The organism is Dehalobacter sp. DCM, assembly GCF_024972775.1.
Classification (GTDB): domain Bacteria; phylum Bacillota; class Desulfitobacteriia; order Desulfitobacteriales; family Syntrophobotulaceae; genus Dehalobacter.
The window spans coordinates 3,771,851-3,797,667 of record NZ_CP092282.1 but is presented as its reverse complement, the minus strand read 5'-3'; the positions used below and the strand labels follow the sequence as shown (position 1 = coordinate 3,797,667).

The 25,817-nt window shown below is 45.6% G+C and carries 24 protein-coding genes; 14 read left to right on the top strand and 10 right to left on the bottom strand.

What is annotated here, in order from left to right; all coding sequences use genetic code 11:
* Nucleotides 1-33 precede the first annotated feature (33 nt).
* Nucleotides 34-1,029, bottom strand: coding sequence for a uroporphyrinogen decarboxylase family protein (locus LPY66_RS17635; RefSeq protein WP_337985554.1), 996 nt, complete (start codon nucleotides 1,027-1,029; stop codon nucleotides 34-36).
* 380 nt (nucleotides 1,030-1,409) lie between these two features.
* Here LPY66_RS17635 and LPY66_RS17630 point away from each other — a divergent pair, with 380 nt between their 5' ends.
* The 4 genes from LPY66_RS17630 (at nucleotide 1,410) to LPY66_RS17615 (ending at nucleotide 3,077) form a co-directional block, all read left to right on the top strand.
* The gene (locus LPY66_RS17630; RefSeq protein WP_337985553.1) at nucleotides 1,410-1,835 is read left to right on the top strand and encodes a DUF2089 domain-containing protein; all 426 of its coding nucleotides are present in this window, start codon (nucleotides 1,410-1,412) and stop codon (nucleotides 1,833-1,835) included.
* Between the two features lie 94 nt (nucleotides 1,836-1,929).
* Nucleotides 1,930-2,355: an SHOCT-like domain-containing protein gene (locus tag LPY66_RS17625; protein WP_337985552.1), complete on the top strand. Its 426-nt coding sequence runs from the start codon at nucleotides 1,930-1,932 to the stop codon at nucleotides 2,353-2,355.
* Nucleotides 2,336-2,704, top strand: a complete 369-nt coding sequence (locus LPY66_RS17620; RefSeq protein ID WP_337985551.1) for a hypothetical protein — start codon at nucleotides 2,336-2,338, stop codon at nucleotides 2,702-2,704. The genes LPY66_RS17625 and LPY66_RS17620 overlap by 20 nt, the downstream gene beginning before the upstream one ends.
* Before the next feature lie 13 nt (nucleotides 2,705-2,717).
* Nucleotides 2,718-3,077 carry a phage holin family protein gene (locus LPY66_RS17615; protein ID WP_337985550.1) on the top strand — a complete coding sequence of 120 codons (360 nt, stop codon included), beginning with the start codon at nucleotides 2,718-2,720 and terminating at the stop codon, nucleotides 3,075-3,077.
* A 127-nt stretch (nucleotides 3,078-3,204) separates the two neighbouring features.
* On the opposite strand, the gene LPY66_RS17610 is transcribed toward LPY66_RS17615, so the two are convergent.
* Nucleotides 3,205-4,479 (bottom strand): [Fe-Fe] hydrogenase large subunit C-terminal domain-containing protein, encoded by a 1,275-nt coding sequence (locus LPY66_RS17610; RefSeq protein WP_337985549.1) that lies wholly within the window; start codon nucleotides 4,477-4,479, stop codon nucleotides 3,205-3,207.
* Nucleotides 4,480-4,790: 311 nt separating this feature from the next.
* Between LPY66_RS17610 and LPY66_RS17605 the strand changes: the two genes are divergently transcribed.
* The 6 genes from LPY66_RS17605 to LPY66_RS17580 all read left to right on the top strand — a co-directional run bounded on the left by LPY66_RS17605 (nucleotide 4,791) and on the right by LPY66_RS17580 (nucleotide 12,877).
* Nucleotides 4,791-6,263, top strand: a complete 1,473-nt coding sequence (locus tag LPY66_RS17605; protein ID WP_337988132.1) for a protein adenylyltransferase SelO — start codon at nucleotides 4,791-4,793, stop codon at nucleotides 6,261-6,263.
* A gap of 270 nt (nucleotides 6,264-6,533) precedes the next feature.
* Nucleotides 6,534-7,271 (top strand): hypothetical protein, encoded by a 738-nt coding sequence (locus tag LPY66_RS17600; protein WP_337985548.1) that lies wholly within the window; start codon nucleotides 6,534-6,536, stop codon nucleotides 7,269-7,271.
* Between the two features lie 15 nt (nucleotides 7,272-7,286).
* Nucleotides 7,287-8,981, top strand: a complete 1,695-nt coding sequence (locus tag LPY66_RS17595) for a vWA domain-containing protein (protein WP_337985547.1) — start codon at nucleotides 7,287-7,289, stop codon at nucleotides 8,979-8,981.
* A 75-nt stretch (nucleotides 8,982-9,056) separates the two neighbouring features.
* Complete coding sequence (locus LPY66_RS17590; protein ID WP_337985546.1) at nucleotides 9,057-10,199, top strand: toxic anion resistance protein; 1,143 nt, start codon at nucleotides 9,057-9,059, stop codon at nucleotides 10,197-10,199.
* Between the two features lie 406 nt (nucleotides 10,200-10,605).
* Nucleotides 10,606-11,424, top strand: a complete 819-nt coding sequence (locus LPY66_RS17585; RefSeq protein WP_337985545.1) for a CPBP family intramembrane glutamic endopeptidase — start codon at nucleotides 10,606-10,608, stop codon at nucleotides 11,422-11,424.
* Nucleotides 11,425-11,677: 253 nt separating this feature from the next.
* Nucleotides 11,678-12,877: a sigma 54-interacting transcriptional regulator gene (locus tag LPY66_RS17580; protein ID WP_337985544.1), complete on the top strand. Its 1,200-nt coding sequence runs from the start codon at nucleotides 11,678-11,680 to the stop codon at nucleotides 12,875-12,877.
* A gap of 24 nt (nucleotides 12,878-12,901) precedes the next feature.
* Here LPY66_RS17580 and LPY66_RS17575 read toward each other — a convergent pair whose 3' ends face one another.
* The 3 genes from LPY66_RS17575 to LPY66_RS17565 all read right to left on the bottom strand — a co-directional run bounded on the left by LPY66_RS17575 (nucleotide 12,902) and on the right by LPY66_RS17565 (nucleotide 14,650).
* On the bottom strand, nucleotides 12,902-13,762 hold the full coding sequence (locus LPY66_RS17575; RefSeq protein WP_337985543.1) for a YitT family protein: 861 nt from the start codon (nucleotides 13,760-13,762) through the stop codon (nucleotides 12,902-12,904).
* Between the two features lie 180 nt (nucleotides 13,763-13,942).
* Nucleotides 13,943-14,347, bottom strand: a complete 405-nt coding sequence (locus tag LPY66_RS17570) for a VOC family protein (protein WP_337985542.1) — start codon at nucleotides 14,345-14,347, stop codon at nucleotides 13,943-13,945.
* Nucleotides 14,348-14,467: 120 nt separating this feature from the next.
* Nucleotides 14,468-14,650 (bottom strand): hypothetical protein, encoded by a 183-nt coding sequence (locus LPY66_RS17565; protein ID WP_337985541.1) that lies wholly within the window; start codon nucleotides 14,648-14,650, stop codon nucleotides 14,468-14,470.
* A 164-nt stretch (nucleotides 14,651-14,814) separates the two neighbouring features.
* Between LPY66_RS17565 and LPY66_RS17560 the strand changes: the two genes are divergently transcribed.
* The 4 genes from LPY66_RS17560 to LPY66_RS17545 all read left to right on the top strand — a co-directional run bounded on the left by LPY66_RS17560 (nucleotide 14,815) and on the right by LPY66_RS17545 (nucleotide 19,995).
* Complete coding sequence (locus LPY66_RS17560; RefSeq protein WP_337985540.1) at nucleotides 14,815-16,104, top strand: WYL domain-containing protein; 1,290 nt, start codon at nucleotides 14,815-14,817, stop codon at nucleotides 16,102-16,104.
* On the top strand, nucleotides 16,091-17,098 hold the full coding sequence (locus LPY66_RS17555; protein ID WP_337985539.1) for a WYL domain-containing protein: 1,008 nt from the start codon (nucleotides 16,091-16,093) through the stop codon (nucleotides 17,096-17,098). The genes LPY66_RS17560 and LPY66_RS17555 overlap by 14 nt, the downstream gene beginning before the upstream one ends.
* A 490-nt stretch (nucleotides 17,099-17,588) precedes the next feature.
* Nucleotides 17,589-18,698: a slipin family protein gene (locus tag LPY66_RS17550; protein ID WP_337985538.1), complete on the top strand. Its 1,110-nt coding sequence runs from the start codon at nucleotides 17,589-17,591 to the stop codon at nucleotides 18,696-18,698.
* Nucleotides 18,699-18,786: 88 nt separating this feature from the next.
* Nucleotides 18,787-19,995, top strand: a complete 1,209-nt coding sequence (locus tag LPY66_RS17545) for an RtcB family protein (RefSeq protein WP_337985537.1) — start codon at nucleotides 18,787-18,789, stop codon at nucleotides 19,993-19,995.
* A gap of 9 nt (nucleotides 19,996-20,004) precedes the next feature.
* Here LPY66_RS17545 and LPY66_RS17540 read toward each other — a convergent pair whose 3' ends face one another.
* The 5 genes from LPY66_RS17540 to LPY66_RS17520 all read right to left on the bottom strand — a co-directional run bounded on the left by LPY66_RS17540 (nucleotide 20,005) and on the right by LPY66_RS17520 (nucleotide 25,409).
* Nucleotides 20,005-21,756 (bottom strand): sigma-54 interaction domain-containing protein, encoded by a 1,752-nt coding sequence (locus LPY66_RS17540; RefSeq protein WP_337985536.1) that lies wholly within the window; start codon nucleotides 21,754-21,756, stop codon nucleotides 20,005-20,007.
* Between the two features lie 216 nt (nucleotides 21,757-21,972).
* Nucleotides 21,973-22,341: a SpoVA/SpoVAEb family sporulation membrane protein gene (locus LPY66_RS17535; protein ID WP_337985535.1), complete on the bottom strand. Its 369-nt coding sequence runs from the start codon at nucleotides 22,339-22,341 to the stop codon at nucleotides 21,973-21,975.
* Between the two features lie 12 nt (nucleotides 22,342-22,353).
* On the bottom strand, nucleotides 22,354-22,743 hold the full coding sequence (locus LPY66_RS17530; protein WP_337985534.1) for a SpoVA/SpoVAEb family sporulation membrane protein: 390 nt from the start codon (nucleotides 22,741-22,743) through the stop codon (nucleotides 22,354-22,356).
* A gap of 90 nt (nucleotides 22,744-22,833) precedes the next feature.
* A complete protein-coding gene (locus LPY66_RS17525; RefSeq protein WP_337985533.1) occupies nucleotides 22,834-23,169 on the bottom strand; it encodes a 4Fe-4S dicluster domain-containing protein in 336 nt (111 codons plus the stop codon).
* Nucleotides 23,170-23,171: 2 nt separating this feature from the next.
* Entirely contained in the window at nucleotides 23,172-25,409 is a 2,238-nt protein-coding gene (locus tag LPY66_RS17520) for a molybdopterin-dependent oxidoreductase (RefSeq protein ID WP_337985532.1), read from the bottom strand.
* Between the last annotated feature and the right edge of the window lie 408 nt (nucleotides 25,410-25,817).

The following is a 25,817-nucleotide window of genomic DNA, read 5'->3' as shown; positions in this document are numbered from 1 at the left end:
GATTGGGGCTTTTTCAATCTCTTGAGAAAAAAATCACGAATTGGCGATGGGATGTTCCTGGGCGTACTTTTTGCCGTAGGAAGCAAGTTCATCCATGACAATTTGGTTGTTCCATTCTCTGAAACATACGCCGTTGGGGATAGAAGGATAGAAACGTCCGGCCGGACAGTAGGTATCAATCGCCCGTCTGACTTCCGCCCGAATGGCTTCTTCCGTGATGTTCTCGATATCAATCTTCGGTCCGTCGATGCCGCCGACCAACGCCATCTTCCCCTGAGTAATACGCTGAATTTCGACGATATCGTTTTGAGCGATAACGCCTTGCCAGACATCCACACCGATCTCAACCATGTCTTGGACAATGGGCTGACATATGCAGTCCGCATGGTGCATGTAGATCATGCCGCAGTCATGGATCGTATCTGCAATCTCTTTCTGCAGCGGTTTGATGATATCCCGCCATACTCTTGGGGGTAATAACAGATTTTGTTTGGAACCCCAGTCATCATGGTAGAAGATGATATCAGGGTGACATTCCTCAGCAACTTTCCTGATAAAAGCTATTTTGTAATCGGCAATTTTTCTGAGCAATGCTTTCATTTCATCCGGATATTCCATATAACTCATTAACGCATTCTCGAAACCCATCAGAAAATGGCTGCGTTCAAAAAGGCCTCCCGGAGAAAAGATAGCTGCCAGTTTTTCATCTCTTTTGATCGAAGCCGCCTGAGCCCTTGCTTTAGACCAGTCAAGATCATCGATTGTCGGTACGACGAGCTGTTCTTCCCATTTTTCAATGTCCTTAATGACGATATTTTCCGGTGTTAGATGCGGATGCGCTCCCGGAGAGCCGGGCAGAAACATTTTGACAGTACCCCACGAATCTTTGTGTTCTTTCCCATCCTGCGGGATCATTCCATCTCGTTCGAATACCGGGTCTATGACGAATTCAAGCGCGGCCATCAGATCCCCGTAATAATCCGGCTGTTTTCTGTTGTAAATAGCCATAACGTTTTCCCTTAAGTTCATAGATGTCCTCCTGATCCATATCTTTTTTTTGATTTAATGGTACTTCCTTATTATGTAGGTATATTAGCTGCTGGTGGTAAACTAATGAATAATAGGTACGAGAAATAGAGTTGCTTTTCTGAAATCCTGTACTAAGTATACTCTGATTTGACAGCAGCAGAATATATTGGAGTACAAATATTTTAGATTTCTAATTATAATTGTGTGGAGATTATCCGTTTCAATAACTCGGCACAGAGTTAGGGTTTATCCTGAATACGATTATGATAAGACGGTGAATAACTGTACTAGTGTCTTCGAATATTAAATAATTTAATAATAAACTTAATAATATTAATATATATATTGACAAAATTAATTCCGGCTGTTATATTTTACTTGTGAAACATAACAGTGGTTCCATTTTGGAGGTGAATATCACGAAATACAAAGCGCCGGGTTTGTGTCCGATCTGCGGACAGAGCCTTCATGTGAGCAAACTGAACTGTATGCACTGTAACACGACGTTGGAAGGGCAGTTTGCTCCGTGTAAATTCTGTCTGCTCCCTCCCGATCAACTCGAATTTATCGAAGTTTTTATGAAATGCCGCGGCAATATCAAAGATGTGGAAAAAGAACTGGGAATCTCCTATCCCACGGTCAGAGGACGATTAGACAGTGCGATCCAAGCCTTGGGTTATAAAGTAGAGGTTGGTACAGATTCCCAGGAGGACCGAGAAAACCGCAAAGAGATTTTAGATGCGCTGGATCGCGGAGAAATAACCTCCCAGGAGGCTGCCAGCCGACTAAAAAAGGTTGGAAAATAAAAGTCCAACATAGAAAAGGGATGGAATAAGAATTTAAAGTAATAAGCTAAAAGGATTAAGGCATAAAATGCTAAGGTGGAAAGGGAATGATATCATGAGCAATGCAAGCAGTGAAAGGTTAAAAGTCCTGGAAATGATTCAAGAGGGGAAAATCACGGCAGCAGAAGGAATGGAACTTCTAAAAGCGATCGAGGAAAGCGTACCTGAAACGAATACGGCTCTATCTATTTTGGCCAACCGTTTTTTACGGATCCGGGTCAATGGAGAGAAAGCAGCCAAAGTCAACGTGAATATCCCAATGAATCTGGTTAAATCCGTAACCAAACTGGCCAACGCGGCCATGGCCTTTATTCCGCCGGAAGCCAAAGGGGAAATCGACAAAAGAGGAATTGATCTCGAATATCTTCTGAATGAACTTATTCAAGAATTGGAGCAAGGATCCAGTGGGGGCAAACTTGTCGATATCGATGTTGATGACCCGAAAGAAGGAAGGATTAAAGTTGAGGTATTTGTCGACTAAACCGACACGTCAATCGTTTCTGCTCCTGATCGGCATTCGGCATAACAACAGCAGGAAATGGCTTCTTCCGATCCCGGTTTGGGTTCTGGAAGAAACGTTGGAGGCCGTACAGGATATTGCCTGGGTTTGGGAGCGGATTATTAGACTGGCGGTGAGGCATAACACGGGACAAAGCAAGGCAGGGTTTAATCGAGACTCCAATAAATGGCGTCACTATGCCGCAGGCCTGCCAATAAGCTTAACCATCCAAACCGTCAATGATATTCTTCGGGAATTGCGTGTTCAAGGCCAGTACCGAATGATTGATATTGAAGTCAATACAACGCATATCCAGGTAGATTTGGTATAACAAGGAGAGCAAAATGATGCGCAAATGGATCTTGACCTGTTTAATCAATATTGTGGCACTCGTCGTCGCTTCATATATCGTACCGGGAATTACGGTCAATAGTGCAGTCGCCTTGGTGGGAGCCGGTTTGCTGCTCGGCGTGATCAACCTGTTTATCCGACCGGTTGTTATGCTGCTGACGATTCCCCTTAACGTGTTAACTCTTGGCTTATTCATCCTGGTCATTAATACCTGGATGATTATGCTGACTGCGGCATGGATGCCGGGTCTTGGAATCCATGGCTTCTTTGCAGCCTTTTTGACCTCTCTCATCGTTTCGCTGTTTAACTGGCTGATCAAAGATCTAAAAAGAAAGGATAAAAATAAACGATAATAATTCTCCTTATATGTGAAAAAACTGATCGCAGGAACGTGCTGATCAGTTTTTATTCATTTTACCGCCAGGAAAAAGACGGGAATCCAAATTCGCCACCGGTGGCGAATTTGGAATATTTTTATGTCTATAACTTCCGGTGAAATATCTCAGCCGCTTCACCTTTTAACAGTTCCTCGACACTATGGATACCCAACTCCTGAAGTAAATGGAGGACATAAAAATTATCTGCGGCGGTTGGAGCATGGGCTTCTTTGCCATAGTTATTCACCCGCTTCGTACCTTCTTCTGTACTAAGCACTGCCTTCGGTCCGCCGACACAGCCGCCGACACAGCCCATACCCTCATAGAAGTTGGCAGTAATCTCATTCTCCAGAATCGTGTTAAGAAGCGCTTTGCATTCTTTGACACCGTTGGCTTGAATCGCTTTTATTTTAACGCTCTTTTCCGGACGCAGACGGTTTAGTGTGTCAGCGATCGATTTGGAAACACCGCCTGTCCGGGCATAGATTCTCCCGCCCAGCGACGAGTGCTCACTGGGGACATCTTCCATTGCGGAAGGGACGATTCCCGTTGCGTCAAAGATTTGATGAAGCTCTTCAAATGTGAGGACGGCATCGACAGCATCCCGAATGTCTTTTTCTTTGGCCTCGGCTTTCTTGGCAATACAGGGGCCGATAAAGACAACTTTGGCCTCAGGATGCAAACGTTTGATTCCCCGGCCGCAGGCCACCATTGGTGATACGGAGGGGGATATATGCGGGACAAGGGTGTTGTAAACTTTCTTTACCATATTGATCCAAACAGGACAACAGCAGCTCGTCAGAACAAAATCCTTATCGGTTTTAACATGGATATCAAACTCAAGAGATTCTTTCAGACTGAGAATATCCGCAAACAAAGCGACCTCCACCATCCCGTAGAATCCCAGATGCTTCAAGGCGATCCGGAGCTGACCCATGGTCACATCCTCGCCGAACTGCCCGATGATAGCAGGAGCAACAATGGCAAAAACCGGGACTTCTTTTGATTTCAGGAGATCGACCAGCGGGATAAATTCTTTTTTATCAACGAGCCGATGGAGTGAACAGGTTTCGATGCACCGTCCGCAGTGCGTGCAATTACGGTCCTGGATCATGACGTTGCCTTCCATATCCCGCACGATCGCATTAAACAAACAAGCTGCTTCGCAATTATGCTCATTCTCCGAACACTCTCCATCACAGGAATCCACTTTAAAAACAACTTTATTGAGATCCCCCTGACCGAGGGCATAATGAATGTATTCGTTTATATAGGCTTGATCTGTCGACTTAATTTTTGCGATTTCTGTACCGATATTGCCGCGGTAAGCGGCTTGGACAAGGCGACCAAATATTTCTTCATAAGTCAGTGTATCCATCATCGTTCCTCCTGATTTATAAGTAGTATACCCTGCTACCGAAAATGTACGCTTTTAGCTTAAGGATACTAACCATATCTTTGAAAAAAGTGTAAAATTTAATATGAAATCTGTTTAATATTGTGTGTGTTCTCAAAACTTTCTAGGTTATGAAACAGCGAAATCCGTATACTAAAAAATAGATTTCAAATTCAACTTTCAAATTAATTCTCAAAAATCTGCTGAAATGGGCACCGGGGAGGAGAATGATGATGGAACTCCATACAGAACAAAATACAACGAACATGTTGGATAAAAGCATGAAACATCTGATGAATAATTCGAGAGCTGCCGTCAGCGCGGGATGGCATTTTGACAACTCCTATGCCCGCTTGCCGGAATTTTTTTTCAGCCGGACGGATCCGACACCGGTTCGCGCGCCAGAAATGGTGATCTTCAATACCTCCTTGGCCGAAACATTGGGACTGAATACGGAGGTTCTGCAAAACAGTGAGGGTGCTGAGCTTTTCGCCGGAAATCAAATTCCCGAAGGTGCGGAGCCGTTGGCCCAAGCGTATGCCGGCCATCAATTCGGGTACTTTACGTTGTTGGGGGACGGGCGGGCCTTGCTGCTTGGCGAACAGATCACCCCGCGAGGTCAGCGTTTTGATATTCAACTGAAGGGATCAGGCAAAACGCCGCATTCCCGTCGGGGTGACGGTCGAGCCGCCCTGGGACCGATGCTGCGTGAATACATCATCAGTGAGGCGATGGTCGGGCTTGGCATACCGACGACACGCAGCCTCGCTGTCGTGACGACCGGAGAAACCGTTATACGTGACACCGTGCTGCCCGGTGCGGTTCTGACCCGGGTTGCAGCCAGTCACCTCCGTGTCGGTACGTTTCAGTACGCCGCCCGCTGGGGTACGCCGGAAGATCTCCGAGTTTTAGCCGATTATACCTTACAACGGCATTTTGCCGAGCCTCTGTCTGTGGATAACCCTTATCTTTACCTGCTCCAGGAGGTTGTGAAACGGCAAGCCGCTCTTATTGCCCAATGGCAGCTGGTGGGATTTATTCATGGCGTGATGAATACCGATAATATGGCCATAAGCGGTGAAACCATCGATTACGGTCCCTGTGCTTTTATGGATACGTATGATCCGGCAACGGTGTTTAGTTCCATTGACACGCAGGGTCGCTATGCCTACGGCAACCAGCCGCCCATTGCTGCCTGGAATCTGGCGCGATTTGCGGAGACATTGCTGCCTCTCTTGGCGGAGGATAAGGATAACGCGATACAGCTGGCCCAAGAAGCCATCGATGAATTTGAGGGATTATATCAAACGAATTGGCTGAACGGTATGCGATGGAAATTAGGACTATTCAATCACGAGCCGGAGGATGAATCCTTGATCCATGATCTTCTGCGGATTATGGAAGAGCAGAAGGCGGATTATACCAATACGTTCCGGTCATTGACGTTTAATCAACCGGAGGGCGATCCTCTTTTGAAGACAGCGGAATTTGCCAAATGGCATGCGCAGTGGCAGGCTAGAACCAAACGCCAGCAGGAAACAGCGTCCGATCAGCATGACTTGATGCGGAGAAACAATCCCGCCGTCATTCCGCGCAACCACCGGGTGGAAGAAGCTCTGACGGCTGCGAATCAAGGCGATTTGAGCGTCATGGAGGAACTTCTGGCTGTCTTAGCTGATCCGTACGCCCATACAACCAAGCAAGCAGATTATGCCGCGATGCCGGGGCCCTCGTCCTGTGGCTATCAAACTTTTTGCGGCACCTGAGGCAAGTTAAGATATAAGCTGAATATAGACCTGCGTTCGTTTTTGTCGCAGGTCTATTTTTTTGTCATATAATAAACACGGATATTTTTTACTTAAAGCACATAAATTGGCTGAATGCTTTAAAGGAATGCACAGATTGATGGAGAATTAATGGGAAGTTACATGATGAATTATCTCTAATAATGAACTTTAATCTGGATTTAAGGTTGTTTATATACAATTTTGCAGAAAGATGTAAATAACCGATCCTTTTAGGAGCGTTGATGGACATTGGGAATGAATAAAATCTCCAAACTGCTTGGGCTGAACATCGGTATTGCTGCGGCGTTGATTGTCGTATTTTCTCCCGGACTTATCGGCTTGAAAATCGGGGGCGCCAGCGTATTCTCCACGGCGTTGGGCTGCGCCATTGTGTTTGTATGTGCTGTATTGTTCCTTTATGGTAATTACAAAATGCTCACAGAAAAAGAAAGAATTGTTCAGACCAAGGAGCTCGATTCTCCCAGTGAATGCGCCGCTGCCTTACGATTGCATCGCCAAAAGAAAACCTTTGCTGAAACGATTGATTTACTGCTCGGGCAGATTGAGCGAATCGAAGAAAAACAGGATACGATTACGGATGTTCTGCAGCAGAAATTCTGTCCGACAGAAATCAGCTTTCAGAAATTTCAGGCCGTGGTCACCGAAGTGACAGATATTTTCTATATTAATATCAAAGGCATCATCAATCGACTCAATGCCTTTGATGAAAAAGATTACATATTCATTACGCGAAAAGCAGGAAGAACACTGTCTGAAGAATTCCGCGAGGAAAAACTCAGTGTGTATCACGACCACATGGCGTTTGTCAGCAACGCAGCACAGCAAAACGAGCAAATCCTGCTGAAACTCGATAAATTGCTTCTTGAAATTTCTAAATTAACCAGCCTGGAAAGCAATGCAATTGAAAATATGCCAGGTATGGAGGAACTCAATAACCTGATCAAACAAGTCAAATTTTATCGGTAAGGGAAGGGATAAGAAGTGGCACGAGGTGGTTCACCCAAAAAGTTTCTGATTCTGTTGGTAGCCGCAGTATTTGTCTTTGCTGTTGTCTACTTTGGTATTTCACTGACAAAGAACTTAGGTAAGGATGATGCCCAGGTAAGCGCCGAAAAAGCAGGAAAGGCCCTGGAAAGCATTATTAAAGACATCAGAGTAAATCAGGCCGATTTGGTCAAGGGACAGATTGACCTGGAGACGGCCGAACTGAAAGATACCTTGCCGGATATCTCCAAATATCCGGCACAGGTCGATAATACGACGGATGCCTTTGTGGAAATTATCTCTTCCACGGAGAAAGCGGGCAGTGGGACGGATGGTTGGCTGACGAAAGTCGCGACCGACTTTAACAATGCCGGTATCACCATCGACGGAAAACCGGTGTCGGTCAGAATCCGGGGCATCGCCTCCGGCGTAGCTGCCGACTACATCACGTCCGGGAAGTATGTGCCGGATGCGTATTCTCCCTCCAATGAGTTATGGGGAGAAATGATTACAGCTCAGGGTGTACAGACCCAACTGGTGGAGAAGAAGTTGACCGGCAATGTGGCGGGCATCCTGATCTCCAAATCAAAAAATGATGAACTGATCAAAAAATACGGCGCCATTAATATCAAAACCATTACGGATGCTGTTTCGAAGAATGAATTGGCCATGGGATACACGAACCCTTTTGCCAGTTCGACCGGGTTGAACTTCCTGATGACGGCCCTGGATACCTTCGACAGCAGCGATTTACTCAGCACGAAAGCGGTGCAGGGGTTTGAGACCTTCCAAACAAATATCCCTTTTGTGGCCTATACCACGCTCCAGATGCGGGAATCAGCCAAGTCCGGCGTCCTGGATGGATTTATCCTGGAATACCAGTCCTACGCCAACTTACCGGAACTGCAAACGGATTACGTTTTCACGCCTTTCGGGGTACGGCATGACAGCCCGGTGTATGCTATTGGCGGCTTATCTTCAGAAAAAACGGAGATCCTGAAGGCGTTTATTGACTATGCCAAACAGGAAAAGTATCAACGATTGGCCACAGAGTACGGGTTTAATCATTTGAATGAGTATATACCGGAGTTGGGGTCGATTAATGGGACTGTGATCAGCAAAGCCCAGAAATTATGGAAAGAAAAGAAAAATGGTACCAAAGATATTTGTGCCGTCTTCATTGCCGATGTTTCAGGGAGTATGGCCGGTGAACCCCTGAACAAACTGAAACTCTCCTTGTTGCAAGGCGCAAACTACATCAGCAAAGATAACTTCGTGGGCTTGATCTCTTATTCCAGTGATGTGACGATCAATCTTCCGATTCAACCCTTTGATTTGACGCAGCGTTCTTACTTTGCGGGAGCCGTCAATGGTCTGGAGGCCAATGGAAATACCGCAACGTTTGACGCTATCGCCGTGGCCATTCAAATGATTCAGGAACAGACGGCGGCCAATCCGAATCTGAAGCCCATGATTTTTGTCTTGAGCGACGGTGATACCAATCGGGGACATAGCCTGGATGAGATCCGAAGCTCAGTTGAAGCGTATCAGATACCCATCTATACCATCGGCTACAATGCCGATATTGCGGCACTGCAGAGTATCTCCAACATTAATGAGGCGGCGAGCATCAATGCCGATACGGATGATGTCGTCTATCAGCTCGGCAATCTTTTCAACGCTCAGATGTAAAAAAACTAACCAGATCGTTGAAGAATAGATCAACAGATTGCCAGGACAGTGAAGGAAGAAGAAGGAGGACATATCATGTCTTTTTCAATGGAAATTGCCAATGAAGCGGTCATTAAACAGGAAGTGATTGAACAGGTCCAGCCGGTGCCGGAAGAGGTGGCCCAGCTGCAGGCATTAGCCAATAATAACGTCACCGAAATCATGTCTTTGGACATCGGATCTTTGGAAAGCAGACGCCAAATCCTGCAGTCTCTGGACACTTTCGGGACAGCAACAATGAAAAGCTCTTCCGAGAAAAATTCCCTGCTCCAGATCACCGTGGGGAATTTAGCGAAAGACGGTGACGAGGGTGGTGTCGTCGCCCAAGGCCTGATGGAGCTTCACCGGGAGTTAAAGGATCTTGATCCGAGTATCATTGATTTTGCAAAAACAGGATTTCTCGGTAAGATTTTCAACCCGATCCGAGCCTATTTTGAAAAATACGAGAAAGCCGATTCGGCCATTGCCGATATTGTCGTTTCCCTGGAAAAAGGGAAAACGACCTTGAAAAATGACAACACCACTCTCGAAATAGAGCAGCAATCCCTGCGGGATCTGACAAAAAAACTGCGCAAAGAAATCGAGCTCGGTACGTTGATGGATCAGGCGATTGAGAAACACGTTGATACCCTAAAAGCCAATAACGAAGACCCGGAAAAAATCAAATTCATCACGGAAGAAGTACTCTTCCCTCTCCGCCAACGCCTCATGGACCTGCAGCAGATGATCGTCGTCAACCAACAGGGAATCATGGCCATCGAAATTGTGATCCGCAACAATAAGGAGCTTATCCGAGGTGTGGATCGGGCTAAAAATGTGACGATTTCAGCTCTGCGTATCTCGGTGACCGTTGCGAGCGCCCTTTACAACCAGAAGATCGTCCTAAAAAAGATTCAGCTTCTGAATGAAACCACCAACAATATCATCAGCAGTACGTCTAAAATGCTCAAGGAACAGGGAATGGAGATCCATAAACAAGCGATGGAAGCCAATATTTCCGTCGATACCCTGAAAAGTGCTTTTGCTGATGCGCTGTCCGCTCTGGATTCCATCAGTACCTATAAGCAGGAAGCGCTTCCCCGAATGCGGGATACGATCAATCAATTCCGGGAGCTGGCTGAAAAAGGAGAGCAACAGATCCAGCAGCTGGAAAGCGGCCATAAGTTATCGTTTCTATGATAGGTAGATTATCGTTAATCATTCATTAAGGGTTTATTTGAGCATAGAAAAGCATAGACAGTTAAACCAATCATAGCGTGTTTATAGAACGTCATTAGAGGTGCAAGCCGGTTTGCTGATAAAGTAGCCGGCTTATTCATACTATTGGAAAGGTTCGTGAACTGATATAATAGATTTTGAGAAATCAACCTCTATCCATTCATTTAAAACCAGACGGGAGTAAACGATGAAGCCACCTATTCTTGCGACGAATCTATTCATTCCCACGTTATCTGAAAAAGTGATCTAAAGAAAAGAACTGCTGTCAATAAGATTCGGGATATGAATCTGGAGTTGGTACTTATCAAACGGCTGGATAAGAAAGGCTGATAGAAGCAAAAAGCAATATCGGATAGGAGGTATGATAATGATAATGTATATAAGAAAAAGACCGAACACCGCTTACTTTCTGATAACCTTTGGATGGACATGGATGCTGGTATTTGCTCTCATCATTTCCGGTCTTGTCCAGGATGTGAATAAACCGACACTGGCTTTTATCCTTGTCGGGCTATTGTGCAATATATCACCGAGCATCGCTGCGTTCATTGTTACCCGAATTACGCGAGGCAAAGAAGGCACCGAAGCGCTTATAGCCAACTTTAAGAAGAAAACCGCCAGGCGACGGATTCTTATTGTCTTGGCGATCGTACCGTCGGCTACTATCTTGACAACGGTGATTTCCCATAGCGTGATTCACGAATACCAATTTGCTTTGACGATACCTTTAATTCTAATGGGTCTAATCTGGCCATTATTCTCCAGCTTTGGTGAGGAATTTGGCTGGAGAGGATATATTCTACCTCAACTCCTGGCAAGGTTCACGCCGCTGCAATCCGGGATCATACTGGGTGTGATTTGGGAGATCTGGCATCTGCCCATGCATTATATCGGGTATAAGAGTTATGGTCAGTTTATGATTCCGGCATTTATACTCATTCTGATCACCATGACGCTGCACGCCGTCATTATGACGATGATTTATATCAAAACCGGGGGTGCCCTGAAATTAATGATCCTGTATCATTGGACGATCACCGGTAGTTCGATCCTTCTGGGCGGATTCTTGCAGACGGACGTGATGACCAAATATTCGATCCAGGAAAGCATCATCACGGCTCTGATCCTATTCGTAATCGCTATGATGATGAACGTCAAAAAGCTGGAGAACAACAGAGGGTGGTAGCAAATGAATAAAATTAAGGCTTTTAAGAACATTGCCAAAGTGTATCTTGCACTCATCCTACTGGTCATGGCAGTTGTTTGTCCTATGTGGAACTATAAATTCAGGAATAGGATTGGCCAGGTAAACCGGGTCCCTTCATGGACTCGGTTTATCACATCACAATTTATTTTAAAATTAGTTAGGAATATGACCTAAAATTATTGTATAATAAATTATTAGAGAGACCTATTGAATTCAGGTGGTGTTTAATCCCATGTGCTTTCGCCCGACGACGCCTACTAAAATTAAAGTCTGCCCGAACTGTGGCGCAGCAAATCCACGAACACGATTAAACTGTATTAAATGCGATGCGCAATTGAAAGCAGAAGAAAATTTTGAGTATGTTGAACTGCCGTCCAATGACGAGGAAGTTAAAGAAATAATCGATAATGATGAATATGAAGAGACTGTGAATCACGGGCTCAAAACCGGTTTTGACTTGAATAGTATCATTGGGGAGAGCGACCAGATGATTCAAGCCAAAAAGCTGGCGAAGCGTTTTGCGCCATCTTCGGCAAATATCCTTCTGATCGGTGAGAGTGGTACAGGCAAAGAACTATTTGCTCAGGCAATTCATAATCAGGGCCGCCCTGAAGGGAATTTTGTGGTTCTGAATTGTGCTGCGATACCACGGAATCTCATCGAAAGTGAGTTATTTGGCTATGACGCAGGCGCGTTTACAGGGGCCAAGAAAGGCGGGAGCCAGGGCAAGATTGAATTAGCCGAACGTGGTACCCTCTTTCTGGATGAAATCGGCGATATGCCGCTGGAAACACAAGCTGTACTCTTAAGAGTGTTGGAAAATAAACAGGTCTTACGTGTTGGCGGACAACAGTATCGGCCCGTCGATTTCAGATTAATCGCAGCAACCAATAAAGATCTTCAAATTATGGTTGAAGAAGGGTCATTTCGTCTGGATTTATTTTATCGTCTTTCCGTACTTACGGTAAATATTCCGCCTTTGCGTCAGAGGGGGGTAGACATAATCTCTCTGGCTAAGTTTTTAATAAAGAAACACTGCCCTGCCGGCAGTAAAGTTCCTGTGATTGATAAAGATGCCCAATATAAATTACTGGATTATCATTGGCCGGGTAATGTACGGCAATTAGAGAATGCGATGATTTATGCCTTGCACATTTACGAGCATGATATCATCCTGCCGAAGGATTTGCCGTTGGAAGTGATGTGTGGAATTAGAAATAGTAAAACCCGTGTGGAAGAGAATGTGCCTTCTTTAACAATCGATCAACCATCAGCTGAGGTCGATCAGGAATATACCGTAAGAAACGCTGAAGAAAATGCGATACGGAACGCGATGCTCATCACCGGCAACAATATCGCTAAGGCAGCGGAAATACTTGGCCTCAGCAAATCTACCCTGTATCGCAAAGTGAAGTCGCTCGGCATTAAATAGAGTTTACAAATTACATGGTATTTATTATTTATAGGACTTGTCAAGGGTAAAGCCGTGTCCCTTCACTTCATTCACCCGATTGATTACCATAAAGGCATCCGGGTCGATGGCCAGGACAAGTTGATTGAGCTTGGGCAATTCCCGGTTAGAGACGACGGTAAGGACAACAAAGCTTTCATTCCGGCGGTATCCCGTTTCAGCCTCGATTAACGTCGAGCCTCTGTCCAGATGCTGGATGATCGCCTGGTTGATTTCCTCATATTTCGTGCTGACGATCTTCACCTGGGTGCGGGATTGACCAAAGATCAGGACTTTATCCAGGACAACGGAATAAATCAATACCAGAAGAATCCCATAAAGTACTTGCTCTTTATTGGCGAAAAACATTTGAGAGAGCAAAATCACGAAGTCAAAGGCATACAGACTGAAGGAAACAGGTATGCCTATTTTATTATTCAGCACCAGGGGCGGTATATCCATGCCACCGGTGGAAGCACCGGCTTTAATTACCAAACCGAGGCTGAAACCGATCATCATTCCGGCATAGATCGCTGAAAGCAGGGGGTCGGAAGTCAGGGTCTGCAAGGAAGGAAATTGCTGAAGGACACCGAGGATGAACGGAAAGTAGAACGTACTGATCAGCGTATTCAGGGCAAATGACCGCCCGAGAACGGCACCGCCCAAAATAAACATCGCCACATTGAAGACAGAAACCGTCAGGGCAATGGGAACAGCCAGCTGATGATAAAACAGGAGGGCTAAGCCGGTTGTCCCGCCGGTAATTAACCCGGCGGGAAGAATAAAAGCGGTGACCGCCAAGGCGTACAGGGTATTGCCAAGCAAAATGAGTCCAATATTAATATTGAGAGTGGTTCTTTTCAACATGTGGATCTTCTCCTTTACAGCATCTCACCCAAATTGTACGAGGTTATCGGTGTTTATTCAATTATTATTAATTTTTTGTCAGATTGCCCATAAAAAAAGCTCCTCCTTAGAATGACAGTTTCTTTAGCGTTTACTGTCGATCTACTAGAGGAGCCAATCACAATATTCTTAGGTTTCTCTTTATTCCAAGCAAATAATCTGCCAGCCGATACCGAACTTGTCCTTGACCCAGCCGTACATCCGGCTGTAAAACTGCGGGGAAAGCTCCATCAAAACCTCGCCGCCATCTTTTAAACGATTGAAGGCCTCTGTCACTTCATTCACCGTGGGATAACTGAGAGCCAGGGAAATCATGTCGCCGGCAACAACACCCTGCTGTGTGTCGCTGAAGCTTACTTTTGTTCCGCAGATCGTCATCTCCGCGTGCAGAACATAGTCCTGCATGGCCTCGGGAACAGGAAAATCCGGGTTTGGCGGCGCATCTTTATAATACATAATCCGTTTATCCTGCCCGTTCAGCGCCTTTTCATAGAAGGCAATTGCTTCACCGCTGCGTCCAGAAAAGTTGATATAAGGCGTGATCATATGTAACCCCCTTCTTTCCTTGATTTAAGGAAATTATCGTTAATCTGTTCGATCAGGTCAAGTTTTTGTTAATAGCCTTATTTTTATCCGTGGATGAAGAAGATATCCGAGAATTCAGGTTTAATACATCGATGTCGATGTGCTTTCAACCTTGATCGTATTGTCTTTTTGTCTGCTTAGTTTCGCTTTATTCCCTTTTCCGTCTTCCAAAGTCAGTTTTTCCATTTCATTTTCCTGAAAAAAGTTAACGACGGTGGTTTCAATGAAGGCTGTCCAGTTAAATTTGTTAATTTGTTCTTCCATGCTGTCAATTCTCCTCTTTCTAAAATTTAGCAGGTTTTATTGTAAACGATAAGGAAGGAATAATGCAATAAAAGTTTTTAATCGGACTCATCAGATAGAGATTCTATCAAATAAGGATGCATATGCTATAATTACCGTAGTAGGAGTCGTCGCAAAGGAGTATTATGTTCAGCGATTTCATCAAGCATTACAATATTATCCGGGATATTCTACGCGACTGTTTTCTATACGGTTGTTTTTCACTTGATGATCTTGAAAACAAACGAAACATCAGTTCCCGTAAAGTAAGCTATGAGATCCGGCGTATACAGCAGTATGTGGAAGATCGATATATCCGGACGGATAAAGACGGACGCTATAAGCTCTTGAGCCTGACCTACGATTCTTTGCAGCATACGGACAATTTTCTGATTTCCACCTACAAGACCAAGAGTTTTACCCGAACAGATCTGGTCACCTATTATCTGATTTTGATGTACGTGCAAACTCAGGCACCACAGCCTGTTTCAACCAAAGTTATCATGGATGCCTTAGTCCGGGAAGGCCTGATCAACGCGGATATGATCAGCAGCAAGACGGTGGAAAGAAAACTTGCTGAAATGAGCCAAAAGACAGGGATTCTTTGCTGCGTCTCAGCAAACCGATCCAAGGAATATGCTGTAGCACCGGACATCCTGGGGAAATTGAGTATCGGGCAAATAGAGGAGGTACTGCGGGCAGTCTCTCTCTTTAAAAATATTCTGTTTCCGTCAACTATCGGCTATTTTTGTGAAGAGACCCTTCAGGATTATCTCACCTACGAAAGATATAGCCTGTTTCGTGACGGGCATTTATTTAATTATCGTCATATTCACTTTCATCCGGTCATTGAAGAACAAATCTTATGGGAAATAACAAAGGCCATTCATCAGCGGGTGGCTATCAAGATTTATTACCATACCCCGAAGAGCGGCGGCAGAGATTCCTATAAAATTTTGAAGCCTTATAAAATTCGCTACGATACCCTTCATGGCCGGTTTTATCTTGTCTCCTTCAATAATCACGGCAAGTGTATTCTATCCAGGCTGGACAGGATCGCGCGTATCGCCTGTCTGCAGGAGAAGTTTTGCCGGGAAGATTATGATTCCATATATAAGGAATGCATGTCCTGGAGCTGGTCCAGTGTTGCTTTGGGCGATGGGCAGGAACCGGAGCATGTTAAACTGGAGATCCTTATTGATGAAGCAACGGAAGGCTATTTGATCGGCAAAATTCAAAATGAAGCCCCCGGCGGGGTCATGGAGAAGATCACGGAAGGCTGCTACCATTATACCCTGCAGGTCAGCGACAGTGGGGAAATGATTCCTTGGATCAGGAGCTATACAGGAAATATCCGCGTCCTGGAGAATGCGAATTTGGCAGATAAACTTACGGCTGACTGGAAGGAGACGCTTTCTGCTTATGGAGTTGTTTGATGAAGTCAAAAACCGCTATTTTCATCTGATGATGCAAATCATTAATGAATGCGCTGTCGGGAAAACGAAACAGGAGATCATCCGAATCATTGATGATGGAGAATTCGATCAAAAGGTTATCGGCAAAAACCAACGCTCCTTTGTCGATTATGTTCTGAACCGGTGTGACCACAGCGAAAATTTTCATATATTAACAGAGAAAAATGGACATTATTTCCCTTCTGTTCAGGATTTTGCTGATCCCCCGCTGCCAATCCGTTTTACCAATATAGAAAAAGCGTGGCTAAAAGCACTTCTCGACCAGCCCGACATATCCCTGGTTCTTTCTGATCAGACACGCTTAATAATTCAGGCGGGATTAAGAGATATGGATACCCCCATTCGTCAGGAATACATGGAGATGACCAATACTGTTCAACTCCCGGAAATGACTGAGCCCGACAGTTATCGCGAAAACTTCCGTTTCATTTTGGAGGCATTAATTAATGAGAAAGCTATTCGCTATCATAATAGAGACCGTAAAGGCAATGTGCACAAAGATAAGCTGGCGTTACCGGTAAGTCTGGAGTACGCCATGCGTGACGGCAGATTTCGGGTATCCATGTTTTCAATTGATGATAACCGCCCGATTATGGCCAATCTTACGACCTTGTCGAAAATAAGGGTTGTGCAGGAAACCATACCCATCGACCGCGAGACAGCCAAAAAAGTGCTATGGGAGAAGGTTGCTCCAGAGCCGGTTGTTTTGGAAGTGACAGATAAAAAAGGAGCCATGGAAAGAAGCTTTATGTGCTTCTCGGGGATGGACAGATCGGCGAAGCAGATTGCCGAAAACACGTATGAACTGCGCCTTAACTACTACGTATTTGATGAAGAGAATCTGATCCGAAATATTCTCTCCCTGGGGCCTTACGTCAAAGTCATATCGCCGCAGCGGATTATAGATGAAGTTATACGCCGCGTAAAAAGATCCTATGAGTTTGCAGCCGAATAAAGGTTGCAAACTTTTTGTCTTTAGAGCCCTAAATTTTCCCTATATACTTAAATTGTTCCTAATTCATTGCGAAGATTTCGGTAGGGTCTTACGGTGCCTCCTTAATTTCAGAGTGAGGTATGCCGGCAAGGGGTTAGAAACACCAAAGGGGTTCGACTCCCCGTCAGATTAGTGACATCTGAAGCTGTGGTAAGCACGCGACTGAGAATCGAGAAATTTCATGGAGCCAAAAGGAATCTTTGACGAGAATCCTTACGTTCTGGACAGCCGGTCTGCTCAGGACACCTGAACGTAAGCCTTGCAGTACGCGGATACCGGATCAAAACAAATCCGCTCTTACTTTGGGGATGATTTATGACGGGCAATGCCCGAAACATAATTTATTCCGGTAACAACGGAGGTCTATGCTCCTAAAGCAGTACTCCGCCGAACTTCGGGAAGGATTCTCGAAAAAGGTTCAAACCAATGTCAAGATAAAGAGGTGGATGTTATGAGAGTAAGGATTAAAAATGACGAGAGAGGATTATTATTTAAGGACGGCAATTATGTTAAATGCTTGAAACCAGGAAGATATATCCTCAATCCATTTGGCAGATATAAAGTAATAATTACGGATATTAATAACCGATTTGAGACAAGCGGTAAAAATATCAATCTCTTCCTGGAAGATTCCGAGCTGCTGAAGGAGCTTGCAGTCATCGATGTTCGGGATTACGAGCTTGTGCTCCATTATGAAGACGGCAAATTTATCGATGTTCTGCCATCCGGTAAATATGCATACTGGAAGCTGTTGAAACAGCATGATTTTATCACCATTGATATCCGCAATCCGGAAATCCAAAACGGCATCGAACCGGCGTTGTTTTATCACCCGAAGCTGGCGGGATACTTAAGCTATTGGGAAGTTGCCGACCATGAAAAAGGGATTCTTTATTACAATAACGTTATGCAGAAAACACTAAATCCCGGGAAGTATTTCTACTGGAAGAGTCCCGTTCAGGTTGCCGTCAGGAATCTGGATATGCGGCAGCAGCAACTGGATTTGAACGGACAGGAAATCATGACGGAAGATAAGATCAGCTTACGCTTGAACTTTGTCTGCCAGTATAAAATTGTTGATCCCGTACAGGTGCTTGAAATCAAATCATTCGAGGAACAGCTTTACATTATGCTGCAGCTTATTTTAAGAGAATACGTCGGTTCGTTGCGATTGGATGACCTGCTTCAGAAAAAGCAAGAAGTCGGAACTTTTGTCCTAGAGAAATTAAGAGAGAAAAGTACTGCTTTCGGGGCCGAATTTGTCTTTGTCGGGGTTAAAGATGTTATCTTGCCCGGCGATATTAAAGATATTTTGAATACCGTACTGGTGGCTGAAAAACGTGCCCAGGCCAACGTCATCACCCGTAGAGAGGAGATCGCTTCGACCCGGAGTCTTATGAATACAGCCAAGTTGATGGAGGAAAACCAAACACTATACCGCTTAAAAGAACTGGAATTCCTGGAGAAGATCTGTGATAAGATCGGCAGTATTTCCCTGACTGGCGGGGGTACTCTGCTCGAACAGCTGAATCATCTGTTGACGGCAAAAGTGAGCGATTAAAGGAACCGCGGCAACCCGCTGCGCGTGTATGAGGGGCCGGATTTTAGATTAAAACAAATGTAGTGATAAGAACAGAACGGAGTTTACCATGCAAGAAATTAGAGGAAAATATAATATAGCCAAAATATTTACAGATACACTAGAGGAAGGCGCAGCGTCCCAGATCGCAACGCTATGCAACCAGGAATTTGCCAAAGACAGTAAAATCCGGATCATGCCCGACGTCCATGCCGGGGCCGGGTGTACCATCGGCACTACCATGACGATTACCGATAAAGTGGTTCCCAACTTAGTTGGGGTGGATATCGGCTGTGGGATGGAAACCATCCGGATCAGCAATAAACGGCTGGAGCTGCAGAAGCTGGATAAATTGATCTATGAATCCATTCCGTCGGGCTATACCGTAAGGGAGACCCCGCACCGGTATAACGAACAGATCGACCTGACGGCGCTGCGCTGTCTGAAGGCAGTCAAACTGGACAGAGCGCAGAAGAGTATCGGTACATTAGGCGGAGGCAATCACTTTATTGAGGTCAATAAAGACCAGGAAGGCGATTTGTATGTTGTCGTGCACTCGGGCAGCCGTCATTTGGGGCTGGAAGTAGCCAAATACTATCAGGAAGCCGGTTACCAACAGTTAAACCAAAATGAAAAGCCGGATCTGGAAGCCTTGATTGCCCGCTATAAAGCCGAAGGTCGGGATAAAGAGATCGCCAAGGCTTTAAAAGAACTGAAAAGTCAAGTGATTACGGATGTCCCCTATGCACTGGCTTATGTCAGCGGAAATCTGTTTGATGACTATATCCATGATATGAAAATCGTTCAGCAGTTTGCCGAATTGAACCGTAAAGCCATGGTCATGGAGATCGTCAAAGGAATGAAGCTCGACGTAGTGGAACAATTCACGACCACCCATAACTATATCGATACCGAAGCGATGATCTTACGTAAGGGAGCGGTGTCCGCGAAGGCAGGGGAACGCCTGCTGATTCCAATCAATATGCGGGACGGCAGCCTGATCTGCATCGGCAAGGGGAATAAAGGCTGGAATTATTCTGCGCCCCATGGGGCAGGGCGGCTGATGAGCCGGACGAAGGCCAAACAAGCGTTTACGTTATCCGAATTCAAGAAACAAATGAAGGATGTCTATACCACGTCGGTGAATAAAGATACCCTCGATGAGTGCCCAATGGCCTATAAAAATATGGATGATATCGTAAACAATATCGGGCCCACCGCGGACATCGACAAGATCATCAAACCCATCTATAACTTTAAAGCGGGAGAAGAGGATTAATGCCGATAATTACGTTATGTCAATATTGTATTCTTTTATTTTTCGATAAATGGAAGTCTTGCTCAATCCTAACACTTTTGCAGCACCGCGTACATTATTTCCGGATAAAAGCAGAGCTTTTTTTATTGAATTTAGTTCTATCTCTTGAAGAGAAGACATTGGAAAATTTACTAAATCTTTTTCTGGTAACGCCATATCCATATCGCGATAAACGCTTTCAGGCAGCTCAAGCAGCGTAATGACTTGCCCTTGACACATATTTGCAGCGTAAACCATAGCGTTTTTAAGCTGCCTGATATTCCCCGGCCAAGCGTGTTTAAGAAGGAATGTTTCCGTATCTTTATTTAGTTTGAGCGGTGCCCGTCCGGCTTTTGTGCAAATTTCCTCCAGAAAATAGTTCGCAATCAGCAAAATATCCCGACCCCTTTCTCGAAGTGGTGGTAATTTCATTTGCAGTGTTTCCAGGCGGTAATATAAGTCAGCACGGAATTTTTTCTCCTGTACAAGCTGAAAAAGGTCTACATTAGTTGCTGCAATCAGACGAAAGTCAACGTGAATGTCTTTATTGCTGCCTAACCGTGTGACTTTTTTGTCTTCCAGCACACGCAGAAGATTTGGCTGAATTTCCAAAGGCATATCGCCGATTTCATCCAAAAACAAAGTTCCTTCCTTAGCCAATTCAATTCTCCCCAAGCGGCCTTTATTTTCGGCACCGGTGAAAGCCCCTCCGACATATCCGAACAATTCACTGGCAATGAGATTGCCGGGAAGAGCAGCGCAATTAATCGCAACAAAAGGACCGCTTCTTCCACTGGCCTGATGAATAGCCTGAGCAAACATTTCTTTGCCCGTACCGCTTTCTCCGGTAAGGAGAATACCGCTCTCGCTTGGTGCAAAGCGTTCCGCCGTCCGGATTACGTTTTGGATTTGCGGACTCTCGCCCAAGATCGTCGAAAAAGGACTGTTTGCCGTTAGCCCTTTTTCATAGCAGTCAAGCATGTTGTGATCTTCCGGTATAGGAAGGAGATATTCTCTGTTTCTCCCTTCAAATCCCCCACCATTCAGAGTATAGCTGCGTTTTAACAGGGCGAATTGACTTTCCACCATATACCGCAAAGCGGATATCCAAAGCAAAATCCGCTGGCTGGTTTCTACATTAAACAGCTCATCGCTGAGATGATGAATAATCGTGATAATCCCTAAGCGATTTCCCTCTAAATCGTAGACCGGTGCCGTTGTGGCCAACTGATTCTCCAGCGCTTTGCAATAATGAAGTGGTCCGGATAGTTGAACGATTTTTCCGTATTCCATGGAGAGAGAAGTCGAAGTGGTGCCAACGGTTTCTTCTCTCCAGATTGAACCACTGTGCGGGTTGAGACGAAGCAGTTGATAAGGATCAGACACGTCTAATAAGGTGCCGTTTTCGTCAAAGATCGTAATGGCACATTTGGGTATATTGAGCAGGGGGAGAAAACTATAAAGGTGAGTTTTCGTCAGATCTACAAATGTTCGCTTATCGTACAATAGTGCGTTTAGTTCCTTTTCACTTAGGGCATGGGCAAGCTCCTGCATTTCTGGGTCGATCTTCAATTTTTTGGATCGTTTCCATGAAGTAGCTACCTCCGGTCTTAACAAGGAAGTTGTGTCATGGTTCTTACGGCTGTGTAAGAAAAGCTCTTTCTGAAAGTTGATCGCAGTTATAGCTGTATGGACTTCAGAAGTCGATATGATATCTTGTTTGTTATAGAAAGAATGAATCATATACAAAACACCTCCCAAATAACAGGCAAAAACACAATTCCGGGCTGGGTGGTCAGGATATAAACATTTCGTTGATGATGATTAATTATAAAGGATAACGATCGTTAATTCCATATTAAAAATAATGTACCCAATAAGGATATCAGCGTTAGGACGGCCCGGCAAAAACATTGACGGGCCATCCTGATTAAACGTTAAGCGTTAATTTTTTTAGTCTTACTTATTAGCGCTTTGTACATTGTTCACGACAGTATCTTTTGTCACTGCCGCACGAATTAAGCCTGCTACGATCCCGATAAGTGTCAAAGTGACAAAGAGACCAAGGATCATCAGAATTGGCACCGGATTGCCGCCAAGAAGCGCCATCGTGGTGCCGGTCACGGCACTGCCGGCCGCCATACACATGACGGTAAGCCCGGCGCCGCCCCACTGACCAAGTTGTGCCAACATACCGAAAGGCGTCAGCAATCCGCCTATAGCAACACCTAAAATAAGAACACGCGGCGGATCAAGCTTCGTAAACATGCCGAATATTTGAAAAAGTGCACAAAGGATACCGCCAAGAAGAAACGCTGTAAGATACATCAAAATAACCTCCTATACGGTATAAAATGCGACGATGCCGACGATTGCCGCTAAAATTGATCCGATACCCAGTACATACACAACAAGCGATACGGCTGCTTTTATTCCCGCAGCAGAAGTGCCGGCCTGGGCTTTCGCTGTTGAAAAAGTACCTGCTACGGCGGCGGCAAAGCCGTTAAAAGGCAGGATAGTCCCGTATCCGCCAAACTTCTCAATCTTTTGATGGATGCCGGTAATATACAACACCGCACCAATCAGGCCGAGTGAGATTAAGGTAAAAATGTCGATTAATGGATTTCCTGGTCCGAGTGCCGAGGTATACACGTTTGCCAGGAACTGCCCGATGACGGAAAAAATTCCTCCGACAACGAAAGCGGATAAGATTGGTTTCAACACGTTCATGATTTTGCTCCTTTCGTACAGTTGGATGCTGGGTGAGTTCGGCGGCGGACGAGTGTACACCGCCGGCCGCTTCCCCGTTCCAGCAGAACCTTAATCCAACGAATAGAGTACCTGTTTCGGATGATCAAGCAGCAGTTTGGAGAGTTCTTCTAAGGGCCCGTATTGCATGCATTTTGCCTGACAGTGCTGAACGCAAGAGGGGATTTTCCCCATAGCGACCCGTTTATCACACAATGTGCATTGGTCAGTGGGAATAGGGACATACGTCAATTGCCATTTTCCCGGTGCATACTCCCATGGGCCGAGCTCCGTCAGTTTAATGCCATACTGGCCGACTGGAAGGCCTAACTCCATTTGGCAGGCTACTTCACAGGAATGGCAACCGGTACACCAGTTGTAATCGATCAGAAGTCCATACTTAGCCATTCTTATTCTCCCTCCTTCACTTTATAAAGCTTGCACAGCATGGTTTTGAAATTGGAACCAAATCCGCTCTTGCCGGGAATCCAGGGAACGAGATTGTTGATGTTCAGGTCTAAAACATCATAAAGGTTTTCAGGGCCTGCTTCCGGCCGCCACCAGGCGTGATCACACGAACACATGCGCGGATCGATTACCGGAGTGCCTTTGACGCGTCTTTTGGCCCGACCGCGTTCGTTTTCTACCCAAACCCAATCGCCGTCTTTGATCCCAAGCTTTTTGAGCGTGTCCGGATTAACTTCAATCTCCGGATCCGGTCTGAAAGCACGGTTGCGTTCTATTTGGCGGTGTTCCGAATGGAACATGCTCCAGATACGGGCACCGGTCGTGAGCACCAGCGGGTACTCTTCCAGAAGCTCCGGTGTGGCGCCCGGTCCGGGAGACGGTTCTTCAAAGTAGGGCAATGGGTCAAGGCCGACCATTTCGTAGAACGTAGAATAAAGTTCGATTTTCCCGGTACCGGTATTAAACCCGGGCTGCCCATCCGGTCTGAAAAGACCCTTTTCATAGCGTTTGTAGGTAAAGGGCATATAGGCCGGCGCTTTTTCCTGAAGTTCCTGGAACGAGAAACCGGTCGGTTTCAGAATATCGGAGAACATTGCCTGGACATTTTCCCATGGCCAAGCAGCAGGATTAAAGCGCTTGCCCAGTTCGAGGTTGATTTGCATGTCCGACTTGCATTCCCCGATTTGGGTGACTTTGTTAATGACTTCGCCTCTTTGTACACCGTCGCCAACCCGGAGTCCGTCGCGCTCAGGGAACGTCGCGGCCGGCAGAACAATGTCTGCGACTTCCATGATGGAAGGGGTCATAAAAATATCGACGAAAACAACGAAGTCCAGTTTCTTGACTGCTTCGGCCCAACGCTTCGGCTGAGCGGCAACACAGGCAATGGGATTGGTGGTTTGGAACCAGCCGGCATGGATTTTGTAAGGGTCATCTGTTTCCAGTGCTTTTTGAACGGCATCAGGCTGAGCGATTTGGAAGCCGTACTGGAAGATTGGATAATCTTTTAAACCGATACGTTTTTCTGCCTGTTCCGGACTCAAGAGATCATGGCCGAAACCGCCGGAGTAAGGAAGGAGTTCGGGGGGCATAATGATCCCGCCCGGGATATCAGCATTGCCAGTGATATAGAACAGCGCAGCAATGGCTTGACTTGCCGGCAGCGACTCTTTGGTCATATCCACAGCCAGTCCCCATTGCATGGTCGCCGGTTTGCTTTTTGCCAGAATGTGCGCTGCATTGCGGATTTTTTCCGCCGGCACCCAGGTGATTTCAGCGACTTTTTCCACAGGGTATTCCTGTACCCGTTCTTTCAACTGATCGAAGCCATGCGTCCATTTTTCAACGAATTCCTTATCATAGAGTTCTTCGTTGATAATGATATTGAGCATACCCAGGGCCAGGGCAGCGTCGGTACCGGGACGGACCCGCAGATGCTCTTCCGCACGGGCAGCCAGCCAGGTGACCTTGGGGTCGATGCAGACAATCTTCATGCCGCGTTTCATTAAATCGATGACCCAGTGGCCATAAAATCCGTCTGAGTTGGAGGTAAGCGGATAATTACCCCAAACGAACATAGTCTCAGGTACTTGATACTGGGGGTTGTCATAACGGTCAATAAATTGCTGTGAACAATCGGCTACCCAGTAGCCCCCTGTGGTGACGGCCATGCCGGCGACGCGCGGCAGATAACAGGCTGCACCAGAAAGATGGTAGCAATAGTTTGGTGATCCGAAAGACCAAGCAAGCCGTGAAATCCATTGGGCAATATCGCGCCCAGTCCCTTGTGTAAAGAGAATGGTTTCTGCCCCGAATTCGTCTTTAATTTTATTGAACTTTTCGACAATAATGTCATAAGCTTCGTCCCAACTGATGCGTTCCCATTTATCTTTGCCGCGGTCTTTTGGGTCACGTTTCATGGGATATAGCAGCCGGTCTTTGTGGTTGGTCACTTCATTGACGTTCAGACATCGAACACAAAGTCTGCCGTCGTTATAAGGATTTTCCGGATCTCCTTCCACTTTGACCAGTTTACCGTTTTCGTCGGTATAGAGCAGGACACCGCAGCCGAGATGGCAGCCAGGTCCTGACCAGGCACTACCCCTAGTGACTGTAAGATTACCTTCTTGATACTTGAAAGGTTTGGAATGCTGAGCATATGACCAGCTTTTTTCTTCCATTGATTCGACCTTCCTTTCTGATAATGTTTTCATCATTCTTCATTATTGATAGATAACTGTTGGAAACCTCCAGCGCTGGGTTTCACAGACTAATATTGCAAATAGCGTGCCAATACAATAACGAAATAAAATCCCTTGTAATTCAAAGCGATTGAATAAAAAAGACCAGGGCAATTGTCCCATTTATTTACCAACGTTCCCGATTTGTAAAACCTCCGCCTGGATCAGCAGTATCGGCGTCATCATCAAAATGTGTTGGATTATATCTTGCTCGTTCTGGACGCGGCTCCGATAACGTTGCCCTTGAAGGAAGGGATGAAGTTAATTAAGTGAAATAAATCACAAATAGCCATAATTATATCGATACCGAAGCGATGATCATATGTATTGGGCGGTGTCCGCGATAGC